Below are 17,384 nucleotides of genomic sequence, written 5' to 3' on the forward strand. Positions count from 1 at the left end.
ATCACTTGCTACTGCGACAACTCCCGTCACTCAGCGCCTTGTTGGAGAACTCCACAGGCAGATTCGGTGACACCGCCAACGCTCCAGCCGGGCCCGGCGCAGCGCCGTAGCCTCGGTCACGGCGCTGCTCGCGGGCCTGCTCCCCCGGGCGGCCGTTGGCAGAGCTTCAGCCGACGGCTCGGAGTCGTTCGAGGAGTTCGCCTACACCGGCTGTGTGCGCGTACTTGGACAGCTCCGGTTCGAGGTCGCGCACCATCGCTATGCACCGGAGCGCGTCGATCCGGTTGGCCAGATCCAGGGAACGGGTAGCGGTCGCTGCGGCGATCTCCGGTTCGCCGTCCCGGAGGTAGGTCTCGGCCTGGTAGGTCAGGAACACGGACCGGGTCTTGCAGCGGGTGGCGGGCAGCAGGGCAATGCCCTCGTCCATCAGCTGGTGGGCCTGGCGCCGCTGGCCGAGATCCGCGAGACAGCGCCCGCCGTCGGCCGCGAGATCGGCGTGTGACATCCACGAGCACCAGGTGGGAGCAGGGTCATACGACGGGGTGTCCAGGGCCTTCTCCGCGGCGGTGAGAGCGCGGCGGCACCGGCCGCCCTCGTTGAGGGCGGCGAGGGCGCGGGCCTGTCGCAGGTGCAGGAGGGATCGGGCGGCGGGGTGCCGGGTGCGGGGGATGGCGTATTCGAGGATGGCCGCTGCGGTACGCGCGTCCTGGAGCCACAGCAGTTGGTAGGCGAGGTCGGACAGGATGCCCGCGCCGAGGTCGCGCTGGCCGGCGGCGTGGGCGTTGTGGAGTGCGGCGTGCCAGAAACGGCTGGCGGAGGCGTGGCGGCGTTCGTCGAAATGCTGCCAGGCGGTGGCTTGGCAGAGGGCGGCGGCCAGGGTGTGCAGCCGTTGGTCGACGGGGCGGGTATAGCGGCCCTCGCTGATGAGGTCGGTGACGGCGGTCAGGTGCGCGTCGAGCAGGCGGTGGGTGTGCTGGCGGCGTTCGCCTGCGAGGCGGATCAGTTCAGCGCCGCTGTTCTCCAGCCAGGTGACCATCTCGGCGTCGACTTCACCGCGTGCGGCGGGGCGTGGGAACCGGCCGGGTTCGGTGATGGCCCACTGATGAGCGAGGGCTGCCAGGGAGCCGCTGGTGTAGGCGAGAAATGAGCGGCGGTCCAAGGAGGACATCAGGGCCTCTCGGAGGGAGGGGACGGCGTTGTGCGGGCCCAGCGGCAGCGGTCTGTCCTGGCTGGGAAGCCAGTGGGGCCAGCCGAGATGGGCGACGGCCGCGAAGTCGATGCCGAAGACCTCGGCGATGAGGGGCTGGGATTCGTCTTCGTCGGGGGTGGCCCGGCCGGTCTCCCACTTGTAGATCCGGGATCCTTTGGTGCCCGAGCGCAGGCCGCGGCGCTCGGCGGCCCCCCGGATACGGCGGGCCAGTTCCTCCTGTGACCATCGGCGTTGGTTCCTGGCGTACGCGAGGGGGTGGCGGATTTCATCGTCCACCCGCCCATTGCACCACCCGCTCCGCCCCTAGGGGGAGCGGTTCGGGCAGACCGGGGATAGGGCGGGGATAGGGCGCGCGTCTGGGCATGGAGGCGGGCCGGGGGCTGTACTCGTCGTGTTCCGCCCGGCGCCCGTGCGACCGAGCGGAACCACGGTGACGACCCCGTTCTCTACGGCCGTTGTCCCGCCCGCCGGCTGCACCTCAACGCCCGCTGGCGCGGGCCGAACGGAGCCTTCGCCACCGTGTTGGACATCCCGCCGCCGCCAACGCCGAGGAAGGGGACTGCCATGTCGTACGACCACTGAGCCCGGCATCCGGGGCGGGTCCGCTGGGGCGGGCCCGCCCTCCCCGCTCTGGAAGGATCTGCGATGCCCTCTGTGACCGACCGCTACAACCCCCTGGACCCGGAGGTCCTGCGCGACCCCTACCCGGCGCTGGCCGAACTGAGGCAGCGCGAGCCGGTGTTCTGGCACGAGGGCATGGACTTGTGGGCACTGACCCGGTACGCGGACAGCGTGCGCGTGCTGCGCGACCATGCGACGTTCGCACGCGACCCGCGGCGCACCGGGGGTGCCGTGCCCGAGCCGTCCTTGAGCGTGCAGACGCTCGATCCCCCGCAGCAGAACCGGATCCGCTCCCTGTTCATGACCGCACTGCGCGCCCAAGACCTGACCGGCATCGAAGACCGCGCCCGCCGCCTGGTGCGCGAGCGGCTCGATCACCTGACCGGCGGAGGCCCTTTCGATGTGGTGGCTGAGATCGCGGTGCCGCTGTCCGTGGCGGTCGTGGCCGACCTGCTGGGTGTCGAACCCCCGCCGTACGGGGAGTTCGCCGCGGTGTCGGACGCGATCATGCGGAGCATGGACGGCGGACTCAACCCGTCGCTCGTCGAACCGGGCCGCGTCGCCCGCCAGCAGCTGAGCGACCTGGTCGACTCCTGGTTCGCGGCCTCGCCCCGGCCCGGCCTGCTGGCCCGGGTCCGGCAGGCTGCGGCCCCCGGCTCCGACGCGCTGACCCGGCTGTACGTGAAGAACACGGCGCGGGTGATGTTCCAGGGCGGCTACAGCACGCTGGCGGCCGCCGCCGGCAACGCGGTCCACACCCTCCTCACCCATCCCGGAGCCCTGGGCCGGATGCGGGACGAAACCCTGCTGGCCGCGGGGGTGGACGAGCTGGTGCGCTTCGACGGGCCGGTGCAGGGCACCACGCGCACGGCGGTGCGCACCTGCCGGATCGGTGGCATCGACATCACGCCGGGGCAGAAGGTCGTCGCCCTGTTCGCGGCGGCCAACCGCGACCCGGCTGCCTTCCCGCAGGCCGACGAGCTGGTGCTGGACCGCGCCCCGAACCGTCACCTCGGCTACGGCTGGGGTCCGCATTCCTGCATCGGGACGGCCGTCGCGCAAGCGGGTCTGCGCGCCCTGGTCGCTGCCCTGAACGGCCACCCTGCCCGCCTGGTTGCTGCTGGTGAGGGCGTGCGGCGCCGTACGGCGACCATGCGGGCCTTCGACACCCTTCCCGCCGCCCTCCTCCCCTGACCTTCTCCCCGCCCCGGCGCCGCTTGTGCCGTTCGCCTGCTCACGTCTTGAAGGAGTCCGTTGTGCGCATCCTCATCGGCAACCACATCGATCCATCCATCCGCGAGCGCGGCGACATGCGGGCCTGGACGCAGCGCGCGTTGTGGTTCGCCCGCCCCGGTGACCTGCTCATCCTGTGCTGTGAGCCGGATGAGGCGTTCGTCGACTACGCCCTGGCCCACGCGGGCGTGAAGCGCGAGGAGTTGACCGTACTGGCCGCGCCGCCCGGAGCGAGGGGCAACCGGCTGCTCGATCCCGCGTCCCTGACCGTGCCCGCGTTCGTGGAACAGGTGCGGGCCGCCCTCGGCCCGGCCGGGGCCGGTGCGGTGTGCGAGGTGTTCGCGCTGTGGCCGTCGGCGTCTGTGACGCGGTTCGCTGACGCCTTGGGCGTGGCCGATCGCTTCCCGGGGGCGGCCTTCTTCGGGCAGGGCGGCGGGGAGATGGGGAACAGCAAAGCGAACTTCCGGGCCCTGGCGGCGGCGGCTGGGGTGCCGATCCTGCCGGGCAGGGTCTGCCGCAGCCTTTCCGAAGCGACCGAAGCGACCGAAGCGCTGCTGAAGGGCTCCGCATCCGGGGCCGTTGTGGTCAAGCAGGCGCACAACGGAGCCGGAGTCGGCAACCAACTGCTCGTGCCCGAGCAGGAGATGGCTGTGGATCACGTCGGGGCCCGCCACCTGCACCACCTGGCGCCGGGCTCCGACGGCATCGCCGTGTACTGGGCCGAGCGGTGGCCGTGGGCGAGCGGGGAAGGACGGTGGCCGGTGGTCATCGAGGAGTTCGCCCCTGGCGCGGATGCGGTGTACTCCGAGCACTACGCCTCCGACGAAGGCACCCGGGCCACCGAGACCGGCCGCCTGCTGTACGTCGGGCGGCGCCTGAGCCACCAGGTCGTGCCGCTGGACGGCGTCACCGAGCCGGTACGGGCGGCACTGCTGGACGGAGGGCGGCGGCTGGCCGACGCGTACCGGGCGTTCGGCTACCGCGGGCACCTGAGCGCGGACGCCCTGGTCCTGCCCGACGGGAGCGTGGTGTTCACGGAGGTCAACGCCCAGGTCTCCGGGTCCTTGCACATCTACCAGTCGATCGCCCACGGCATCGTCGACGTCGCCGCCGCCCCGGCCCGGCAGGTGGTCGAGTACCACGTCCCGCCCACCTGGGCGGTGCCCTCCTTCAGCGCCTTCCTGGCCGCGCTCGACGAGCTGGGCCTGGCGTACGACCCGGTCACCCGGACCGGGGTGATCGTGTCGATGCCCGCCATTCCCCTGGGCCCCGGGGAGCCGGTGCAGTTCGTGTTCTGCCTCGCCTACGACCCCGCCGAGGGCTCCACGGACGCGTTCGGCCGGCTCGACGCGCGGTTCGCGAGTGTGCCCGCCGGCACCTACGACGCCAGCCAGCACATCGGCACCGGCGCCGTGTCCTTCTCCTCATGACCGGGAGCGCACCCATGACCACCTCGCTCGCGGCGCCCGCCGAGGCCGCCCAGCTCCTTCCCGTCTTCGACTCCGGCCGGCTGGCCGCCGAGCTCGCGGCCGTCACCGCCCACACCTGGAACGTGCAGCGCACCCATACCTTCGGCGGGCAGGCCGGCCAGGCGGCCGTGATCGACTGGCGGGTCCTGCCCCTGCGCAGCCTCGGCGGTGATCCGGAGCGCACCGACCCGGGCGGCCCCGGGCCGCAGCCGTTCAAGGCGACGCGCTGGCTCGACCACCTGCCTTACCTCGCGGAGATCCTGGACTTGGTCCCCGCCCCGCTGAACGCCGTGCGCTTGATGGCGCTGGGCCCCGGTGCCGTCTCGAGCCCGCACTGCGACCCCAAGTACCGTCTGGACCGGGGCATCGTGCGCCTGCACATCCCCGTGGTCACCGACCCGGGCGCCGTCCTCGTCCTCGACGGTGTCGAACACTGCTGGCAGCCGGGCACCTGCTGGTACGGAGACTTCTCCCGCGAACACCTGGTGCGCAACACCAGCCAGACGGTGACCCGGGTCCACGTCGTGATCGACGCGCTACTCACCGCCGACCTCGCGGCCTGGTTCCCCGACTCCTGGCAGGATCTGCTGACCCACGGCGAGATCCTGCTCAACCACACGAGCCCGCCCGAGGCCCACGCATGGCCCGGCGGGCTGCCGTACGAGGCGCTGTTGCCGTCCGGGTTCGCTGACTTCGACGCACCTGCCCCGCTGGACGGCTCCCTGATTCCCGCCCGCATCGACCGCGCCGACGGCGTCCTCGCTCTGACGATCGCCGGGCGCACCTTCGCCCTCGTCCCGGCCGATGGCACCGAGTTCCGGTTCTCCGGCTGGAGCGAGCAGCGCACCCTCCAGCCGGACAGCGACGGCACCGGCCTGACCCTGCGGGTCCGCCGCGGCCGCGCCCTTGCCGACCGGCATGTGACCGCAGCGCCCCGCACCCCCTGACCCGCACCGCACTCCCGAGAGGAACGCCCATGCCCCGCCTGAACAGTCACGACGACTTCACCCCGCTCAAGGAGGTCATCGTCGGGTCCGCCGCCAACTACGTGGGGCACGACCGCGACGTCAGTTTCGAGTTGTTCCACCACGAGAACCTGAAGGGCTTCCGGTCGGACTGGGCCTATCCGCGCCTGACGAAGGCGGCGGCCGGCCACCGGGAGAGCTGGGCCATCAAAGCGCGGTATGCCGAGGAGCTGCACGAGGACGTGGAGGCCCTGGCGGACGTCCTCGCCGGTCTCGGGGTCGCCGTGCACCGGCCGCTGCCCCTCCCCCCGGACGCCGCCCACATCGCGGGCCTGGGGTGGGAGGCCGCCCCGACCCCGGCGTTGAACATCCGGGACAACACGCTGATCCTCGGCAACCAGATCATCGAGACTCCGCCCGCAATCCGCTCCCGCTACCTGGAGACCCGGCTCCTGGCCCCCGTCTTCAACGCCTACTGGGAGAACGGCGCGCGGTGGACGACGATGCCCCGCCCCATCCTCACCGACATGTCGTTCGACCTGTCGTATGCCCGGGACACCGCGACCACCCTGGGCGGGCCGACGGAAGCCATCGAGGACCCACGGCCCAGCCCGTACGACGTCGGTGTGGAGATGATGCTGGACGGCGCGCAGGTGCTGCGGCTGGGCCGCGACCTGGTCATCAACATCGCGCAGGAGAACCACACCCGGGGCGCCGAGTGGCTTCAGAGGCACCTCGGCCACGAGTACCGCGTCCACCGGGTGTGGCGGATGGCGGACAACCACATCGACAGCATGGTGCTCGCCCTGAAGCCCGGAGTCTTCCTGGCCCGCCACGACGGCATCCGGGACCTGATGCCCGAGCCGCTCCGCTCGTGGCGCTACCTCGTGCCGCCGCAGCCGGACCAGGGCGCGTTCCCGGTGTACGACGACTACGAGGACCTGGTCCTCACCAGCCCGTACATCGACCTCAACGTCCTCTCCGTCGACGAGTACACGGTGCTGGTCAACGAGGAGTGCACCGGCCTGGTCAAGCTGCTGGAGGCCGAGGGCTTCGACGTGGTGCCCGTACGGCACCGGCATCGGCGCCTGTTCGGCGGCGGCTTCCACTGCTTCACGCTGGACACCCTCCGCACCGGCGGCTTCGAGGACTACCTGTCGTGACCCTCCCGGGCGTGCTGATGCTGGACGCGGCCGGTCTCGAGGCGGGTCTGCTCGCCACGGCGGCTACCGCCCGCGGGCACCAGGTACACGCCGCGACCACAGCCGCGGCGTACGAGGGCTACGGGCCGGAGCTGAAGGGTCTGCTGGCCGGGCACCTCGTCACCGACTTCGCCCGGCCCGACCAGGCTCTCGACGAAATCACCGCGTACGCCCGCCGCTGCGGTATCGGCGCGGTGCTGACCGTCAACGAGTACCTGACCGAGCTCGCTGCGCATCTCTGCACCGAGCTGGGGGTGCCCGGCAACGACCCGGGCCGGGCACACGCGGCCCGGGACAAGGCGGCCATGGCCGAGGCGTTCGCCGCAGCCGGGGTGCGCGCCCCGTATACGGTCCTCGTCCGTGACGACGCCGAGCTACGGGCCGCGCTGGCGGACCCGCGGGTCGGCTTCCCGTGCGTCATCAAGCCGGTTGCCGGGGCGGGCTCCGCCGGCGTCACGGTGGTGAGTGGCCCGGCCGGTGCGGCCGCGGCCGCCGACGCCGCCCGTAAGACGGTGGGCATGCACGCAAGCGGCGCCTACCCGCGTGTCCTGGTCCAGGCGTACGCCGCCGGGACGCAGTACAGCGTCGAATCCTTCACGCAGGACGGCGCCACCACGCACCTCGCCGTGACCCGCAAGCAGGTGACCGGCGGCGCGAAGAGGGTCGAGACGGGGCACAGCCTGCCCGTCTGCCTGCCCCCGGCCGTGGAGGCGGCGTCGGCCGTGTACCGGGAGGTGGAGGCGGCCATTCGCGCGGCCGGTATCCGGCACGGGGCCTCGCACACGGAGGTCATCGTCAGTGGGGATGGGCGGTGCATGGTCATTGAGATCGGCGCCCGCCTCGCCGCGGGGCAGATCGGGTTCCTGATCCAGCACGCCCTGGGCATCGACGTGTGGGCGGCGCTGCTCGATGTTGCCCTGGGCCGGCCGGCCGCTCTCGCCCCTTCCGCCCGCGGATATGCGGCGGTGCGGTTCGTGACCAGTCCGCACACCGGGCGGCTGACGTCGCTCTACGGCTTCCCCAGGAGGGGGCCGGGCGTGCCGTTCGTCCGCTGGCGGGCGGCAATCGGCGGCCTCGTCCGCGAGCCGGGCGCCAACGGTCATCGGCTGGGGTCGTTCGTGGTCACCGGCCTTGATGCCGTCGAGGTCGAGGAGCGGGCCGATGCTCTCCTGCGGCGGGTCCGTATCCACGTGGAACCAGCTCCGGAGAACACCGGTCAGGTCAGGCCGGCGAGCACTTCGGCCATCGCGCTGTAGCTCTCACGGACCGCGTCCGCCTTGGCCAGCCGGTGGCGCTCAAGGCGGATCGCGCCCAGGTGTCTGGCCTCGTAGACCCGCGCCCGCCACACCGCGGCGGGCGAGCGGTCCAGCACTCCGTAGGACTCCCAGAACGCGGTCCGTTCGTCGTCCTTGGCTCTCGCCATGCGGATGGTCCAGTCAGCGGCGGGGTCACCGAACCAGGTGCGGTCGAAGTCCAGGACGCCGGTCATCAGCGGCTCGGGGGCCGCCGGGTCCATCAGACGGTCCACAGGTCTCCGGTCAGCAGCCTCGGTTCGGTGACCTCGTCGAGCACGGCACGGTCGTGCGCGGCCACCGCGATGACCTTCCGTACGTCGGCTGCGTCCAGGCCGACGCCGTCCAGGTCGGCGGCGATCTCCTCCAACGAAGTGATCACGGCCTCGCTCCACGTCCCATACCCCGGCCCGCCGACGGGCCCGAAGTGCGGGCCCGCACGTCGTGCACGGAGCGGGTGACGGCTCCCATCTGCCGGAAGAACACCGGCCACGCGGTCCGCGGATACGCTCCCAAATGCTCCGGGGCCGGGATGCCGTCCAGGTGGGTCTGGATCATCCAGTCCCGGCCGACCACCGCATGCGACCAGTCCGCGGCAAGCATCTGCGGCATCAACGGCGCGATCACCGCCAGCCACGGCAGGCTCGCGAACTCGTTGCGCATCAGGTGGCGCTCACTGCGGAACTGGCGGCCCTCTTCCGGCGCGACCCGCAGGATCACCGGCTGGGCCTGGTCGGCCAGGGTGACGCGGTAGACGCTGTTGTACATCCCCGTGCCCAGCTCGACAGCGGATACGGGCGTGGCGTCGCCGCCGAAGGCCCGTCGGCAGACCTTCCCGATCTCCTCCGCGGTCAGTGACTGCTGGAACGCCTCCGAGGCACGCTCAACCGGCTGGAAATCCATGCCGCTCAGGATGCCCCGCCCGGAGGCTGTTCGTCACATACACCGCGTAGGCGGCCCCGCACCGGTGTGGCCGCCCTGAGCGGAAGACCAGGCAGTGAGCAGCCGTAGGTCTCGCTGCTCGCGGCAGGGGCGGAACGCTGCGTTGCCCCCGGATCAGGTCCCGTTCTGAATGATCTTCATGATCGCCTCGGCGAGCCGCCCCGGGTGCGCGAGAGGGTCCTTCACGCCTGCGGAAGGAGGGTTGGTCCACGTCATGCTGCCGTCACGGCTGACGGCAGCAACACTTTCACGCATTACGGACCACCCCTCGAAGTCGTCGTAGGACACGAGGTAGCGCTCATTTCGGAAGGTGATGAAGAGGGTGCATCCGCATCCGTCTTCCGTGGCCTCCTCCTGATGGCCGTCTTCCCAGGTACGGAGTTCGGCCGTGTCCTTGAGGATGGCAGCTACCGCGGTCATGGTTTCGTGCACCGTGCGAGGTACCTGGAACGTGGCAGGGGTCGCGTGGAGAGCGTGGACAGCCGGTGCCAGCGCTTTCAGGTGAACACTTACTTCGTCTGCGACCGCAGTCAGCCTGTCCAGAGCATCGGTGAACCCTTCGGCATCGGGCGTGGGCGATCCAGACGGTTTTAAGTCGCCGCGGGCGGCGGCCATCTCCACCGTCCTGCGAAGGCGGTGCAGGTTCTCCACCGAGGACCGCAACGTCGCGTGGATGCCAGCGGCAACCACCGCGGCGTGCTGCGGGATGTGGAGCGCCCACCGGTTCTCAAGTGCCCTGCCCAGGGAGGCACTGGAGGCGGCGGAGGAGCAGGCCAGAGCCAGAGTATGCCTGGGCTCCTCCGCTCGGTCGGCGAGTTCCTCCACAGGCCCGGTGACATCGCCGGTGGTCCCCCGGGTGTCCTGTTCTTCCCACCGTTCCAGCAGCTTCAATACGTCGTCCATTGCAGTCTCCCGTGCTGGCATGGCGCCCAAGTGGCGGCCTCGAGCGATGTGCTCATTCAACCGAGGTACACCCGCGTTGGTTCCTGTTCGCTGGCACTCTGCTCCTGGGCCTCGAAGAGGAGGGCGGCGTAGACCGGGGGCAGGCGCTGGGGCCGCGGCGGCTGGGTGCTGGCGAAGGCCGGCGGCCGCGGCCCCGGCCAGGGTGAAGTAATGCACGCCGTCGACTGTGAAGAGGCGCCGGCCCTCGGAGCGCCGGTGCTGCCGCTCGACCGGGCGCTGTATGCAGCCGAGCAGCCGGGCGTACGACTGTGCTCGCTGTGCGGCGCGGCCGCCGAACTCGACCCCGTCCTCAATGGCTTCGTGGCTTCGAAGAGACCTGAGTAGCAGGTCAGCGGCGGGTGACGGTGTATCCGGCGTCGTTGACGGCGGCGGTCCACACGTCGCGGTCGAACCACTTGGTGATGTTCGGCTGGAGCTCGGTGATGGTGCGCATCCGGGCTTCCCAGTCGTGTCCGGTCGGTCCGCGGCTGCCGTCACAGCCGGTGCAGCCGTCCTCGCCGTGGATGTGGCCGGCCATCCAGGCGTTGACGGCGACGTTGATGATGACCGCGTACAGGTCGCCGCCGGTCTGCGCGAGTGAGTCTGGCACCCCGGCGAGGACCAGGGCGAGCTCCGGGTTGTCGAGCGGCGGCATCGGGGCCTGCCCGACGCCCTTCTCGCTGCTGCTCTCCTCGTACGACGCCACGCTCTGCGCGAGCCGGTCGGCCGTGACGGAAGCGTCGAAGTACCGCCAGGAGGAGCGCACCTGGATCCCGAGCCGCTCGGAGACGGTGGTGATGTGCTTCTCGATCGTGTCCTCCACGGTCGCCGGCGCAAGGGTCACCCCCCGGCGGGCCAGCTCCGCAAGCGTCTGGGCAACGGCTTCCTTGAACGCCTTCGTGTTCCGCACCACCGCATCGTAGGTGCGCCGACGATGCCTCCGGACGGCTTCACCCGCATTGACCGGCAACGACGTGCAGTTCGGGCGACGTTGTCAGTGGCGGCTGCCACCATCCGGCCATGCCCATCAGCCGGGAGTACGCACGCTCCCTCTTCGCGGACCTGGTGCAGAACGCCACGGTGCCGCTGGACCCGGACGTGCTTCTGTACATGCCGCGCCTGCGGCAGCACGGCCATGTCTTCTTCGGCGACATAGCGGTGCGCTGCTACAAGCACAAGGCGCGCTGGACGTACGACGAGCGGGACGTCCGTGCCGCCGGACAGGTCCTGGCGGACCTGCACGTGGACCTCGACGACGTCGTCGACGTGCATCTGCCCGCGTACCGCGACATCGCGGAGCGCGACCCGGAGGAGCGGCACCGGCCATGCCGGGTCAGAGCAGCGAACTCACTGTGGGCGATGGGGGCCTCGGGCACGCGGGCACTCCTGCCAGGCCACCGTGCGGTTTACCGGATGCCCGGAAATCCGGGTCCGAGATCGCGCCGCCTGGGCCAAGGACGGTGGGCAGGGCGTGGGTCCGTCGCCCCCTCCGTCCCAGCCGGTGCCCTCCTCAACCGCCGATGCAGGTGTGTCGGTCCAGCAGGGCGCGCAGCTGACCGTATGCCAGGCGGGCCAGGCCGGTGTCGGGCAGACGTCGCGCGGGGCGAGGGCCTTGCCGGAGCCGGGCTTGCGGCGGGTAACGGGCAGCGGCCCGCTGGCGCCGCAGCAAGGGGAACACCGACAGGACAGACGGCCCCCGTCGTAGGCGCCCCATACGGCCGCGATCTCGCCGCCGAGCCGTGAATGCCCTCGCCCACACGAGCGACGGGACGCCATGGGATCGCACTGGCACAGGCACTCACGTGCGCAGGGAAGCCCCGGAAGTCATGGTCCCGGGGCTTCCCTGCGGTAAGAGCGGAGGGGCGGCGCTGCCCCTCAGAGGGCGGCAATGATTAGGGCGGCGAAGAAGAGGAACAGCACGTGGAAGGACTGATCCAGCGCGTAGGCGCCGGTCCCCAGATGCGCGGCGGGCCTGCCCTCGGCGGTGGTCGGGTGTGCCGGGTGAGCGGCGCTTCCGAGGTTGTAGAACTCGGAGCGGTGCAGGGTTTTGGCGAGCCAGGCGAGGGTGGAGCGTCGGTCGGCCCACCAGTGTGACGCCGCGTCCAAGGCCAGGCCAACGGTGAGGCCAAGGACGGTGAGGTGCAGGTCCAGTACGAGCGCTGTGAGGGTCAGGAGCACGCCCTTGGTGAGGGTGAGGCTGAGGACGTGGCGGGTGTCGGCGAGGCGTCCGCTCCATCCTGGCTTTCCCTTGGCGGCGCTCTGGGCGCTGGACTGCACCCAGTGGTCCCCGATGGTGTGGGCGACCCAGAGGGCGACGAAAACGGCTGCGAACATGGCGAGGTCCGCCTGTCTGGTGACGGAGTCGGGTGGATGCGGGGCGGCCGCTCGCTTGGCCGTGGATGGCCGCCCCGGCCGTTCAGTTTTCGGAGCCGCTGGCGGCGTCGTTGAGCGTGGGCGCGTTGACCGGCAGGCCCATCTGACGCAGGCCCGCCTCGTACTTGCGCTGTGCGGAGCTGCGCTTGCTGGGGTCTTCGAAGAGCACTGAGGCGAGCTGGGACCAGGTCAGGCGGTAGGTGTTCTTCAGCGTGACGGCGAGGTGCTGCTCGCGGCGCTCGAGCAGCCGGGCCAGAGTGCCGGTGGCGTGTGCGAGTCGGCGGGTGTTGTGCTCGGAGCCGGTATCGCCAGCCTCCCGATCGTCCCCGAGCGCGGTGAGTGCGTCCTCGAGGTTCCCGTTCTCGATGATCTTGGCGAGCCAGCCGCGCGGGTCGTCGGTCTTCGGGTCCCAGGTGATTTCCGCCTTGTTCCCGGCGGTCTTGGTGACGGTGATGGTCACTGCGGGCCCTCCCGTATCCGGTGTACGCGTTGCGTACGTCTGATGTCTTTGACTGTACGCAACGCGTACAACGGGGGCAAGAGGCTCCGCATGATTCTTGGCCGCACAACCCGGCTCAGGATCAGGGAGTTGGCGAGGGTAGGAGTCGAGCCAGTACACAAGATCGTGTGATCGCTCCTGCGCCGCTGCCCCCTTCTCCTGTTCGAGGACGGACTGGAGCACGGGTACCAGAGTGTCGAGCGCACGGCGGACATCGTCACCAAGACCCCGAGGATCCTGAGAGCCGCCACCGGCACTTTCCAAAGACCCGACGAGCTCCCCCAGGCGCTGAGCCTGCCGCTGAATCCGCAGCAGCGCCTGCCGTGGATCGGCAGACTTCAGCCCCTGACGAGGAGAGCTCCGCCGCGATGGAGCGTAGGGAAGAGAGAGCGACAGAAGCCGCGCGGGGGGCCAGCGGCGGTAGTTGGTGAACCTGCCATCGAGCGTCCTGCCCAGCCCTTCAATCTTGTTGCGCCGGTCGGCCTGCTCTCAAGGCGCTCCACCAGGGCCGCCTGCCCGGTGGCCCTCCGCCTGAACCTCCAGGAGACCCAGCTCAGCCCCGAGGCCCTCGGCCGCCTGGCGGCGCTCGTGGAACGCGATGAGGACCAGCTGCGCCGCGCCCTGCCCGGACTGCGCACCGACCATCTGTTGGACGCGGCCAAAGCCGAGGTCCGCATCACCACCTGTTTTGTCCCGGCGAGGTTGTTTGGTTCGGGGTTCAGGTGTCGCGCCAGTTCGGGGTGGATTCGCGGGTGAGTCTGCGGCTTATGAGGTCGATCATCGCGACGTGGATTATGGCTTCGGAACGGTGGGGGTGAGTTTCGTAGTCGCGGGCCAAACGACGGTGATGCATCAGCCAGCCGAAGGTCCGTTCGACGACCCAGCGTCGCGGGATGACCTTGAAGCCTTTGCTGCCCGGGGCGCGTTGGATGACTTCAACGTCGATGCCGAGGCGGGTGGCGTCGGTGCAGTCGACCGGGGTGCCGATGACGACGGACATTGAGGTGTCGGGGTAGCGGCCGAGCCTGTGCCACCCAGAAAGGAATAGGCCAGTCCAGTTTATTTTGGATAGCCGACCCAGCTTCCGCTTCCCCTTGACCGATGCCGCACAGAGGGGCCGCGTAACCTCGGCATCGGTTCCGGAACCTCATCGTTTCAGGACACCCCGGGAACATCCGGTTCCTTGCCCCTGCGAGCACACGTAGATTCAGCACGCCGCGTTTGGTCTACGCCAATCGCATGGACCAGCGGCACATGTTCTGACCGGGGATAGGGGTAGGGGATGTCGGGGGCAAGGCCGCGCCGAGGCCATCATGGGCGCAGCCACTGTCCCCAAGAGCGCTCTCTGAGCCCCTCCTCCCATGACAGTTCACGTGAAGCCGTGAAGTGACAAGAGGAGACAGAGTGTTGAGACGAATCATGCGGGCGCTGTCGATCTTTGCTATGGGAGCTGCCTTGCTCCTGGCAGGCACCCAGGCGGCATCGGCGGCAGGTGGTCCTTCAGCCCCGGCGCCGGTCGTGATGGCAGAAGACGCAGGACCCGCGAGCGACCTCGTCTGCGGTAACGCGAGTGGCTATGTGATCGCTCAGAAGGACACCCCGGTCCGTCGCGGCTGGTCTGCCACCGAAGCGGTACTGGCCTGGATGGATCCCAACGATCGGGCGAATATCGCAGGCTCTTACTGCATCAACAAATACGAAAACCTCTGGTACAAGGTGAACTTCGCCGGGACCGTCGGCTGGGTGTACAGCGGCAACGTCAAGGCCCACGGCGGCATCGAGGCCCTCGTACCGGTGTCCCCTGCACTGGTCTCGGCGCGCTGAGGCGCGTTCAGGGCTCAAGTGCTGAAAGGCTCGCGCCGTATGCCTCGGCGCACACGGAACAGATCCACACTCGCGGACCAGCTACGAAGCGCCGGCTCCTGGTAGGGCCGCGCCCGCAGAAGGAGCAGTACATCTGAGCCAGCCAGATCGTCCGCCGCGAGGGCGTCGGGAAGCGCTGGTCATCTGATTCAGCCAGTAGAGATCGGCATTCCCGAAGACATCCCGCACAGATCTTCGTCCGGCGCCCACCTGCCAACTGGTGAAGGCCATCGGAGCGGTAACCGCCGCAGAAAGCGCAGCTCTTGGCGTACCGCCCGGATAAGCGTCGAAGGCGGTCCATACCTCCGCGGGCCATGGATACAAGCACAGATGTTCTCCTTCTCTGTCATCCAGTCATGCAACATTCTCGGAGGTTGTCATGTCCAAACGGAAACTTCGTGCCTCGGTGATTGGCGCAGCGGTCGTCGTCGCCGCGGCAGCATTCACGCAGCCAAGCGCCGTAGCGGAGCCCGATCTTCTGCAGCAGCAGATCGATGAGGTTCTTGCCAAGACCGAGGGTGGCGTACAGATCAGCAAGAATGAGATCGCTTGGGACGGCGGCGCGGCCATCCTGGCATTTCCACTGACTGGTGAGACGCAGGCGCCGCCCAGCAGTCCTGCCGCAAGGCGGCTCCAAGCGAAACAGGCCGGAATTTCCCTAAAGGAAGCGGAGAAAGCCGAAGACAGGGGAGACAGAGGACCTTCTGCAGCTGTCAACGCAACGGATGCCGACCCGGAAGGCGAAGCAGTCGATGAGTCATTGCCCAACGGGGAGGTAGAGCCGACTGCAGATGCCACTGTGGTCGACACCTGCCCGACAGAGACGTTTGGTAATGACTGGTACTGCTTCTACCAGTACAAGAACCTGAAGGGTCGTCGACTCTCTTGGAATGCGGCACACAGGGATAAAGTCTACTTCTCGTACTACGATTTCGGGAACCGGACGTCCTCTTGGTCGAACAGAGGAGGGAAGAGCATCTACGTCTGGGGGAGGTCGCGGGCGGGAGATGACACTTCCTGCAACAGGCACCTCTGGAAGGAAGACGATCACACCCGTAGCCTGTCTTTGCCCTCCAGCCTGGACAATAGAGCAGACTGCTTCTATACCAGCTAGTTTCCGGCGGCTTCCCGGGCGGGTTTTCGGATCTCCCCTCCCGCCCGGAGAAGGGCCCGCATTCACTTAATGTATGTAACGTAGGTTACCACTGCGGGAATCTCGACTTTCAGCCCCCCAGGGTCTTCGGTGAGTTCTTCCTCATAGGCGAGCAATTTTCCGCTGGACTGACTGAATACGAGAGTCTGGTCCTTCGGGAGCCCGCCATACGTAGTCGATACGGAAAATGCCAAGCCCTCTCTTCCACTTCGGTCCGTCACCCTTCCTCGGTACTCAATACCCTTGACGGACTTCAGCGTTCGCAGGAGAGCTGCCCGCTGGTCGGGGGAGAACTTGTGATCCAGGTGCTTCTCCGATACTGAGTCGAAGGTCGCCCCTGGCCCCTCTGATCCATACCCCACGGTAAGCCAGTGCCTCATTCCTTGGGCTTCGCTGGGAGGCGTCTGGTTTCGGGGGTCAGACTTGTCCGGGGGCGGGGCGGACCCTTTAGTCTCCTTAGGCTCGGCCCCGGGGGAGCCGGCATCTTTCCACGCTTCTCGCTGTTCTCCTGTCTGGAGCAGTGGCTTCCGGGAACGAGTGATCCATTGCTCGGAACCGTCAGGCCGCTTCCACGTCTCTGTACGCTCAGGGATTACGGCAGAAGAGACCGTCATGCCATTGACCCTTGTCGAAAGGGACCAGGTCTCCTGCACGTAATGCTCGGCGCCAGTCGGTGGTGCTTCATCCGGGAGCTTCTCAATTCGATGAGCGAGTGCTTCCAGGATTTCAGCGGCAGGTTTGTCCGATTCGTGGTACTGCAACGGTGGCGGAGTGGCTGCATATGCAAGCTGCGTCGAAGAGCCCAACATCTGGTGGCCGACCACGGCCACCGCAGAGGCAGTCACGAGCGCCATGCCACCAAGCACCCCTCTCCGCGACCGAAGCCACTTCATCCTGACTGCCGCAGGCTGACTGGGCATCATCAGCACACGCTCCAAAGCCGCTTTCCGCTCCTCCTCCGTGATCGTGCCCGAGGATCCGCGGGCAGGGTCGAGAGACCGGAAAGCCTCGTTGATGTCACGCATCAGAATCACCCCACGTTGTTTGCTGTGCCCATCGACGAGAAGCGCCTTCAAACGCCGGAGGCCGCGTGACCACTCTGGCCATCTGACCTCGCAGCCGTTTTCGCGCTCGGTGCAACCGGACTTGATAGGTAGCGGTTGTGCAGCCAAGGACCTGTGCTGCATCCCTTGCTGGCAGCGCTTCCCACAAAGACAGCCGCAATACTTCTTGATCGCTGGTGCCAAGTGCGTCGAAGGCTGCGACCAGATCCAACTTGTCGGCAACGGACTCGGAATGATCGTCCACATCAGCGTGCGGCTGCGCCGCCAGCAGCTGTGCGAGGCCCAGCCGCCTCTGATCGGTCCGGTACGCGTTAGCCAGTGTCCGCCTGGCCACTCCATACAGCCACGGCAGTTCGCGCCCGTCGGGTACGTCGCTGAACCTACGCCACGCTACGAGGAAGACCTCAGACACGACATCGCGCACCTCGTCGGGATGGATACGCCGCCGTACGAAGGCATCAACATCCGAGTGATGTCGCACGTACAGCTGGGTGAAGCGCTGCTCATCGCTAACTGTTTTCACATCCCCTCCACCTGGTCTATGTACGGCCGTTGC

The 17,384-nt window shown here is 68.7% G+C and carries 20 protein-coding genes and 2 pseudogenes; 9 read left to right on the forward strand and 13 right to left on the reverse strand.

From position 1 onward, the window contains the following. Positions 1–166 precede the first annotated feature (166 nt). Positions 167–1,486 carry a helix-turn-helix transcriptional regulator gene (locus tag ACOBQB_RS10105; protein WP_423590737.1) on the reverse strand — a complete coding sequence of 440 codons (1,320 nt, stop codon included), beginning with the start codon at positions 1,484–1,486 and terminating at the stop codon, positions 167–169. Positions 1,487–1,855: 369 nt separating this feature from the next. On the opposite strand from ACOBQB_RS10105, the gene ACOBQB_RS10110 reads away from it, so the two are divergent. From ACOBQB_RS10110 to ACOBQB_RS10130, 5 genes are all read left to right on the forward strand, one after another. Further along, positions 1,856–3,025, forward strand: coding sequence for a cytochrome P450 (locus tag ACOBQB_RS10110; RefSeq protein ID WP_423590738.1), 1,170 nt, complete (start codon positions 1,856–1,858; stop codon positions 3,023–3,025). 62 nt (positions 3,026–3,087) lie between these two features. Then, positions 3,088–4,494: a peptide ligase PGM1-related protein gene (locus ACOBQB_RS10115; RefSeq protein ID WP_423590740.1), complete on the forward strand. Its 1,407-nt coding sequence runs from the start codon at positions 3,088–3,090 to the stop codon at positions 4,492–4,494. Between the two features lie 14 nt (positions 4,495–4,508). After that, entirely contained in the window at positions 4,509–5,480 is a 972-nt protein-coding gene (locus ACOBQB_RS10120; protein ID WP_423590742.1) for an aspartyl/asparaginyl beta-hydroxylase domain-containing protein, read from the forward strand. Between the two features lie 29 nt (positions 5,481–5,509). Further along, positions 5,510–6,661, forward strand: coding sequence for a glycine amidinotransferase (locus ACOBQB_RS10125; protein ID WP_423590744.1), 1,152 nt, complete (start codon positions 5,510–5,512; stop codon positions 6,659–6,661). Further along, entirely contained in the window at positions 6,658–7,956 is a 1,299-nt protein-coding gene (locus ACOBQB_RS10130; protein WP_423590746.1) for an ATP-grasp domain-containing protein, read from the forward strand. The genes ACOBQB_RS10125 and ACOBQB_RS10130 overlap by 4 nt, the downstream gene beginning before the upstream one ends. Here the strand turns inward: ACOBQB_RS10130 and ACOBQB_RS10135 are convergent. The 4 genes from ACOBQB_RS10135 to ACOBQB_RS10150 all read right to left on the reverse strand — a co-directional run bounded on the left by ACOBQB_RS10135 (position 7,917) and on the right by ACOBQB_RS10150 (position 9,837). Beyond that, positions 7,917–8,228 (reverse strand): hypothetical protein, encoded by a 312-nt coding sequence (locus tag ACOBQB_RS10135; RefSeq protein WP_423590748.1) that lies wholly within the window; start codon positions 8,226–8,228, stop codon positions 7,917–7,919. The two genes, ACOBQB_RS10130 and ACOBQB_RS10135, sit on opposite strands and share 40 nt — an antisense overlap. Continuing rightward, positions 8,216–8,374, reverse strand: coding sequence for a hypothetical protein (locus ACOBQB_RS10140; RefSeq protein WP_423590750.1), 159 nt, complete (start codon positions 8,372–8,374; stop codon positions 8,216–8,218). The genes ACOBQB_RS10135 and ACOBQB_RS10140 overlap by 13 nt, the downstream gene beginning before the upstream one ends. Continuing rightward, positions 8,371–8,895 (reverse strand): phosphotransferase family protein, encoded by a 525-nt coding sequence (locus ACOBQB_RS10145; protein WP_423590752.1) that lies wholly within the window; start codon positions 8,893–8,895, stop codon positions 8,371–8,373. Before ACOBQB_RS10145 ends, ACOBQB_RS10140 begins: the two co-directional genes overlap by 4 nt. 153 nt (positions 8,896–9,048) lie before the next feature. Then, positions 9,049–9,837 (reverse strand): hypothetical protein, encoded by a 789-nt coding sequence (locus tag ACOBQB_RS10150; RefSeq protein WP_423590753.1) that lies wholly within the window; start codon positions 9,835–9,837, stop codon positions 9,049–9,051. Positions 9,838–9,996: 159 nt separating this feature from the next. On the opposite strand from ACOBQB_RS10150, the pseudogene ACOBQB_RS10155 reads away from it, so the two are divergent. Next, positions 9,997–10,221 (forward strand): annotated as a pseudogene (locus ACOBQB_RS10155) (DUF6233 domain-containing protein); the annotation flags it as partial. Positions 10,222–10,225: 4 nt separating this feature from the next. Here the strand turns inward: ACOBQB_RS10155 and ACOBQB_RS10160 are convergent. Continuing rightward, a complete protein-coding gene (locus ACOBQB_RS10160) occupies positions 10,226–10,786 on the reverse strand; it encodes a hypothetical protein (RefSeq protein WP_423590755.1) in 561 nt (186 codons plus the stop codon). Between the two features lie 110 nt (positions 10,787–10,896). Here ACOBQB_RS10160 and ACOBQB_RS10165 point away from each other — a divergent pair, with 110 nt between their 5' ends. Beyond that, positions 10,897–11,619 carry a hypothetical protein gene (locus ACOBQB_RS10165; protein ID WP_423590757.1) on the forward strand — a complete coding sequence of 241 codons (723 nt, stop codon included), beginning with the start codon at positions 10,897–10,899 and terminating at the stop codon, positions 11,617–11,619. A 132-nt stretch (positions 11,620–11,751) separates the two neighbouring features. Here ACOBQB_RS10165 and ACOBQB_RS10170 read toward each other — a convergent pair whose 3' ends face one another. The 4 genes and pseudogenes from ACOBQB_RS10170 to ACOBQB_RS10185 form a co-directional block, all read right to left on the reverse strand. Then, a complete protein-coding gene (locus ACOBQB_RS10170) occupies positions 11,752–12,210 on the reverse strand; it encodes a transcriptional regulator (protein WP_423590759.1) in 459 nt (152 codons plus the stop codon). Between the two features lie 82 nt (positions 12,211–12,292). After that, a complete protein-coding gene (locus ACOBQB_RS10175) occupies positions 12,293–12,709 on the reverse strand; it encodes a hypothetical protein (RefSeq protein ID WP_423590760.1) in 417 nt (138 codons plus the stop codon). A gap of 528 nt (positions 12,710–13,237) precedes the next feature. Beyond that, positions 13,238–13,393 carry a hypothetical protein gene (locus tag ACOBQB_RS10180; RefSeq protein WP_423590762.1) on the reverse strand — a complete coding sequence of 52 codons (156 nt, stop codon included), beginning with the start codon at positions 13,391–13,393 and terminating at the stop codon, positions 13,238–13,240. Between the two features lie 73 nt (positions 13,394–13,466). Beyond that, positions 13,467–13,700, reverse strand: a pseudogene (locus ACOBQB_RS10185) (transposase); the annotation flags it as partial. 452 nt (positions 13,701–14,152) lie between these two features. Here ACOBQB_RS10185 and ACOBQB_RS10190 point away from each other — a divergent pair. Then, on the forward strand, positions 14,153–14,572 hold the full coding sequence (locus tag ACOBQB_RS10190) for a hypothetical protein (RefSeq protein ID WP_423590764.1): 420 nt from the start codon (positions 14,153–14,155) through the stop codon (positions 14,570–14,572). A gap of 7 nt (positions 14,573–14,579) precedes the next feature. On the opposite strand, the gene ACOBQB_RS10195 is transcribed toward ACOBQB_RS10190, so the two are convergent. Beyond that, positions 14,580–14,927, reverse strand: a complete 348-nt coding sequence (locus tag ACOBQB_RS10195; RefSeq protein ID WP_423590882.1) for a ClpX C4-type zinc finger protein — start codon at positions 14,925–14,927, stop codon at positions 14,580–14,582. A 63-nt stretch (positions 14,928–14,990) separates the two neighbouring features. Between ACOBQB_RS10195 and ACOBQB_RS10200 the strand changes: the two genes are divergently transcribed. Then, on the forward strand, positions 14,991–15,725 hold the full coding sequence (locus ACOBQB_RS10200; protein ID WP_423590765.1) for a hypothetical protein: 735 nt from the start codon (positions 14,991–14,993) through the stop codon (positions 15,723–15,725). A 62-nt stretch (positions 15,726–15,787) separates the two neighbouring features. On the opposite strand, the gene ACOBQB_RS10205 is transcribed toward ACOBQB_RS10200, so the two are convergent. Together ACOBQB_RS10205 and ACOBQB_RS10210 are read right to left on the reverse strand one after the other, a co-directional pair. Then, entirely contained in the window at positions 15,788–16,789 is a 1,002-nt protein-coding gene (locus ACOBQB_RS10205; protein WP_423590767.1) for a CU044_5270 family protein, read from the reverse strand. Next, a complete protein-coding gene (locus ACOBQB_RS10210; RefSeq protein ID WP_423590769.1) occupies positions 16,782–17,351 on the reverse strand; it encodes an RNA polymerase sigma factor in 570 nt (189 codons plus the stop codon). The genes ACOBQB_RS10205 and ACOBQB_RS10210 overlap by 8 nt, the downstream gene beginning before the upstream one ends. Positions 17,352–17,384 lie beyond the last annotated feature (33 nt).

This window comes from Streptomyces sp. G5(2025), assembly GCF_049542075.1.
In the GTDB taxonomy this organism is placed as follows: Bacteria; Actinomycetota; Actinomycetes; order Streptomycetales; family Streptomycetaceae; genus Streptomyces.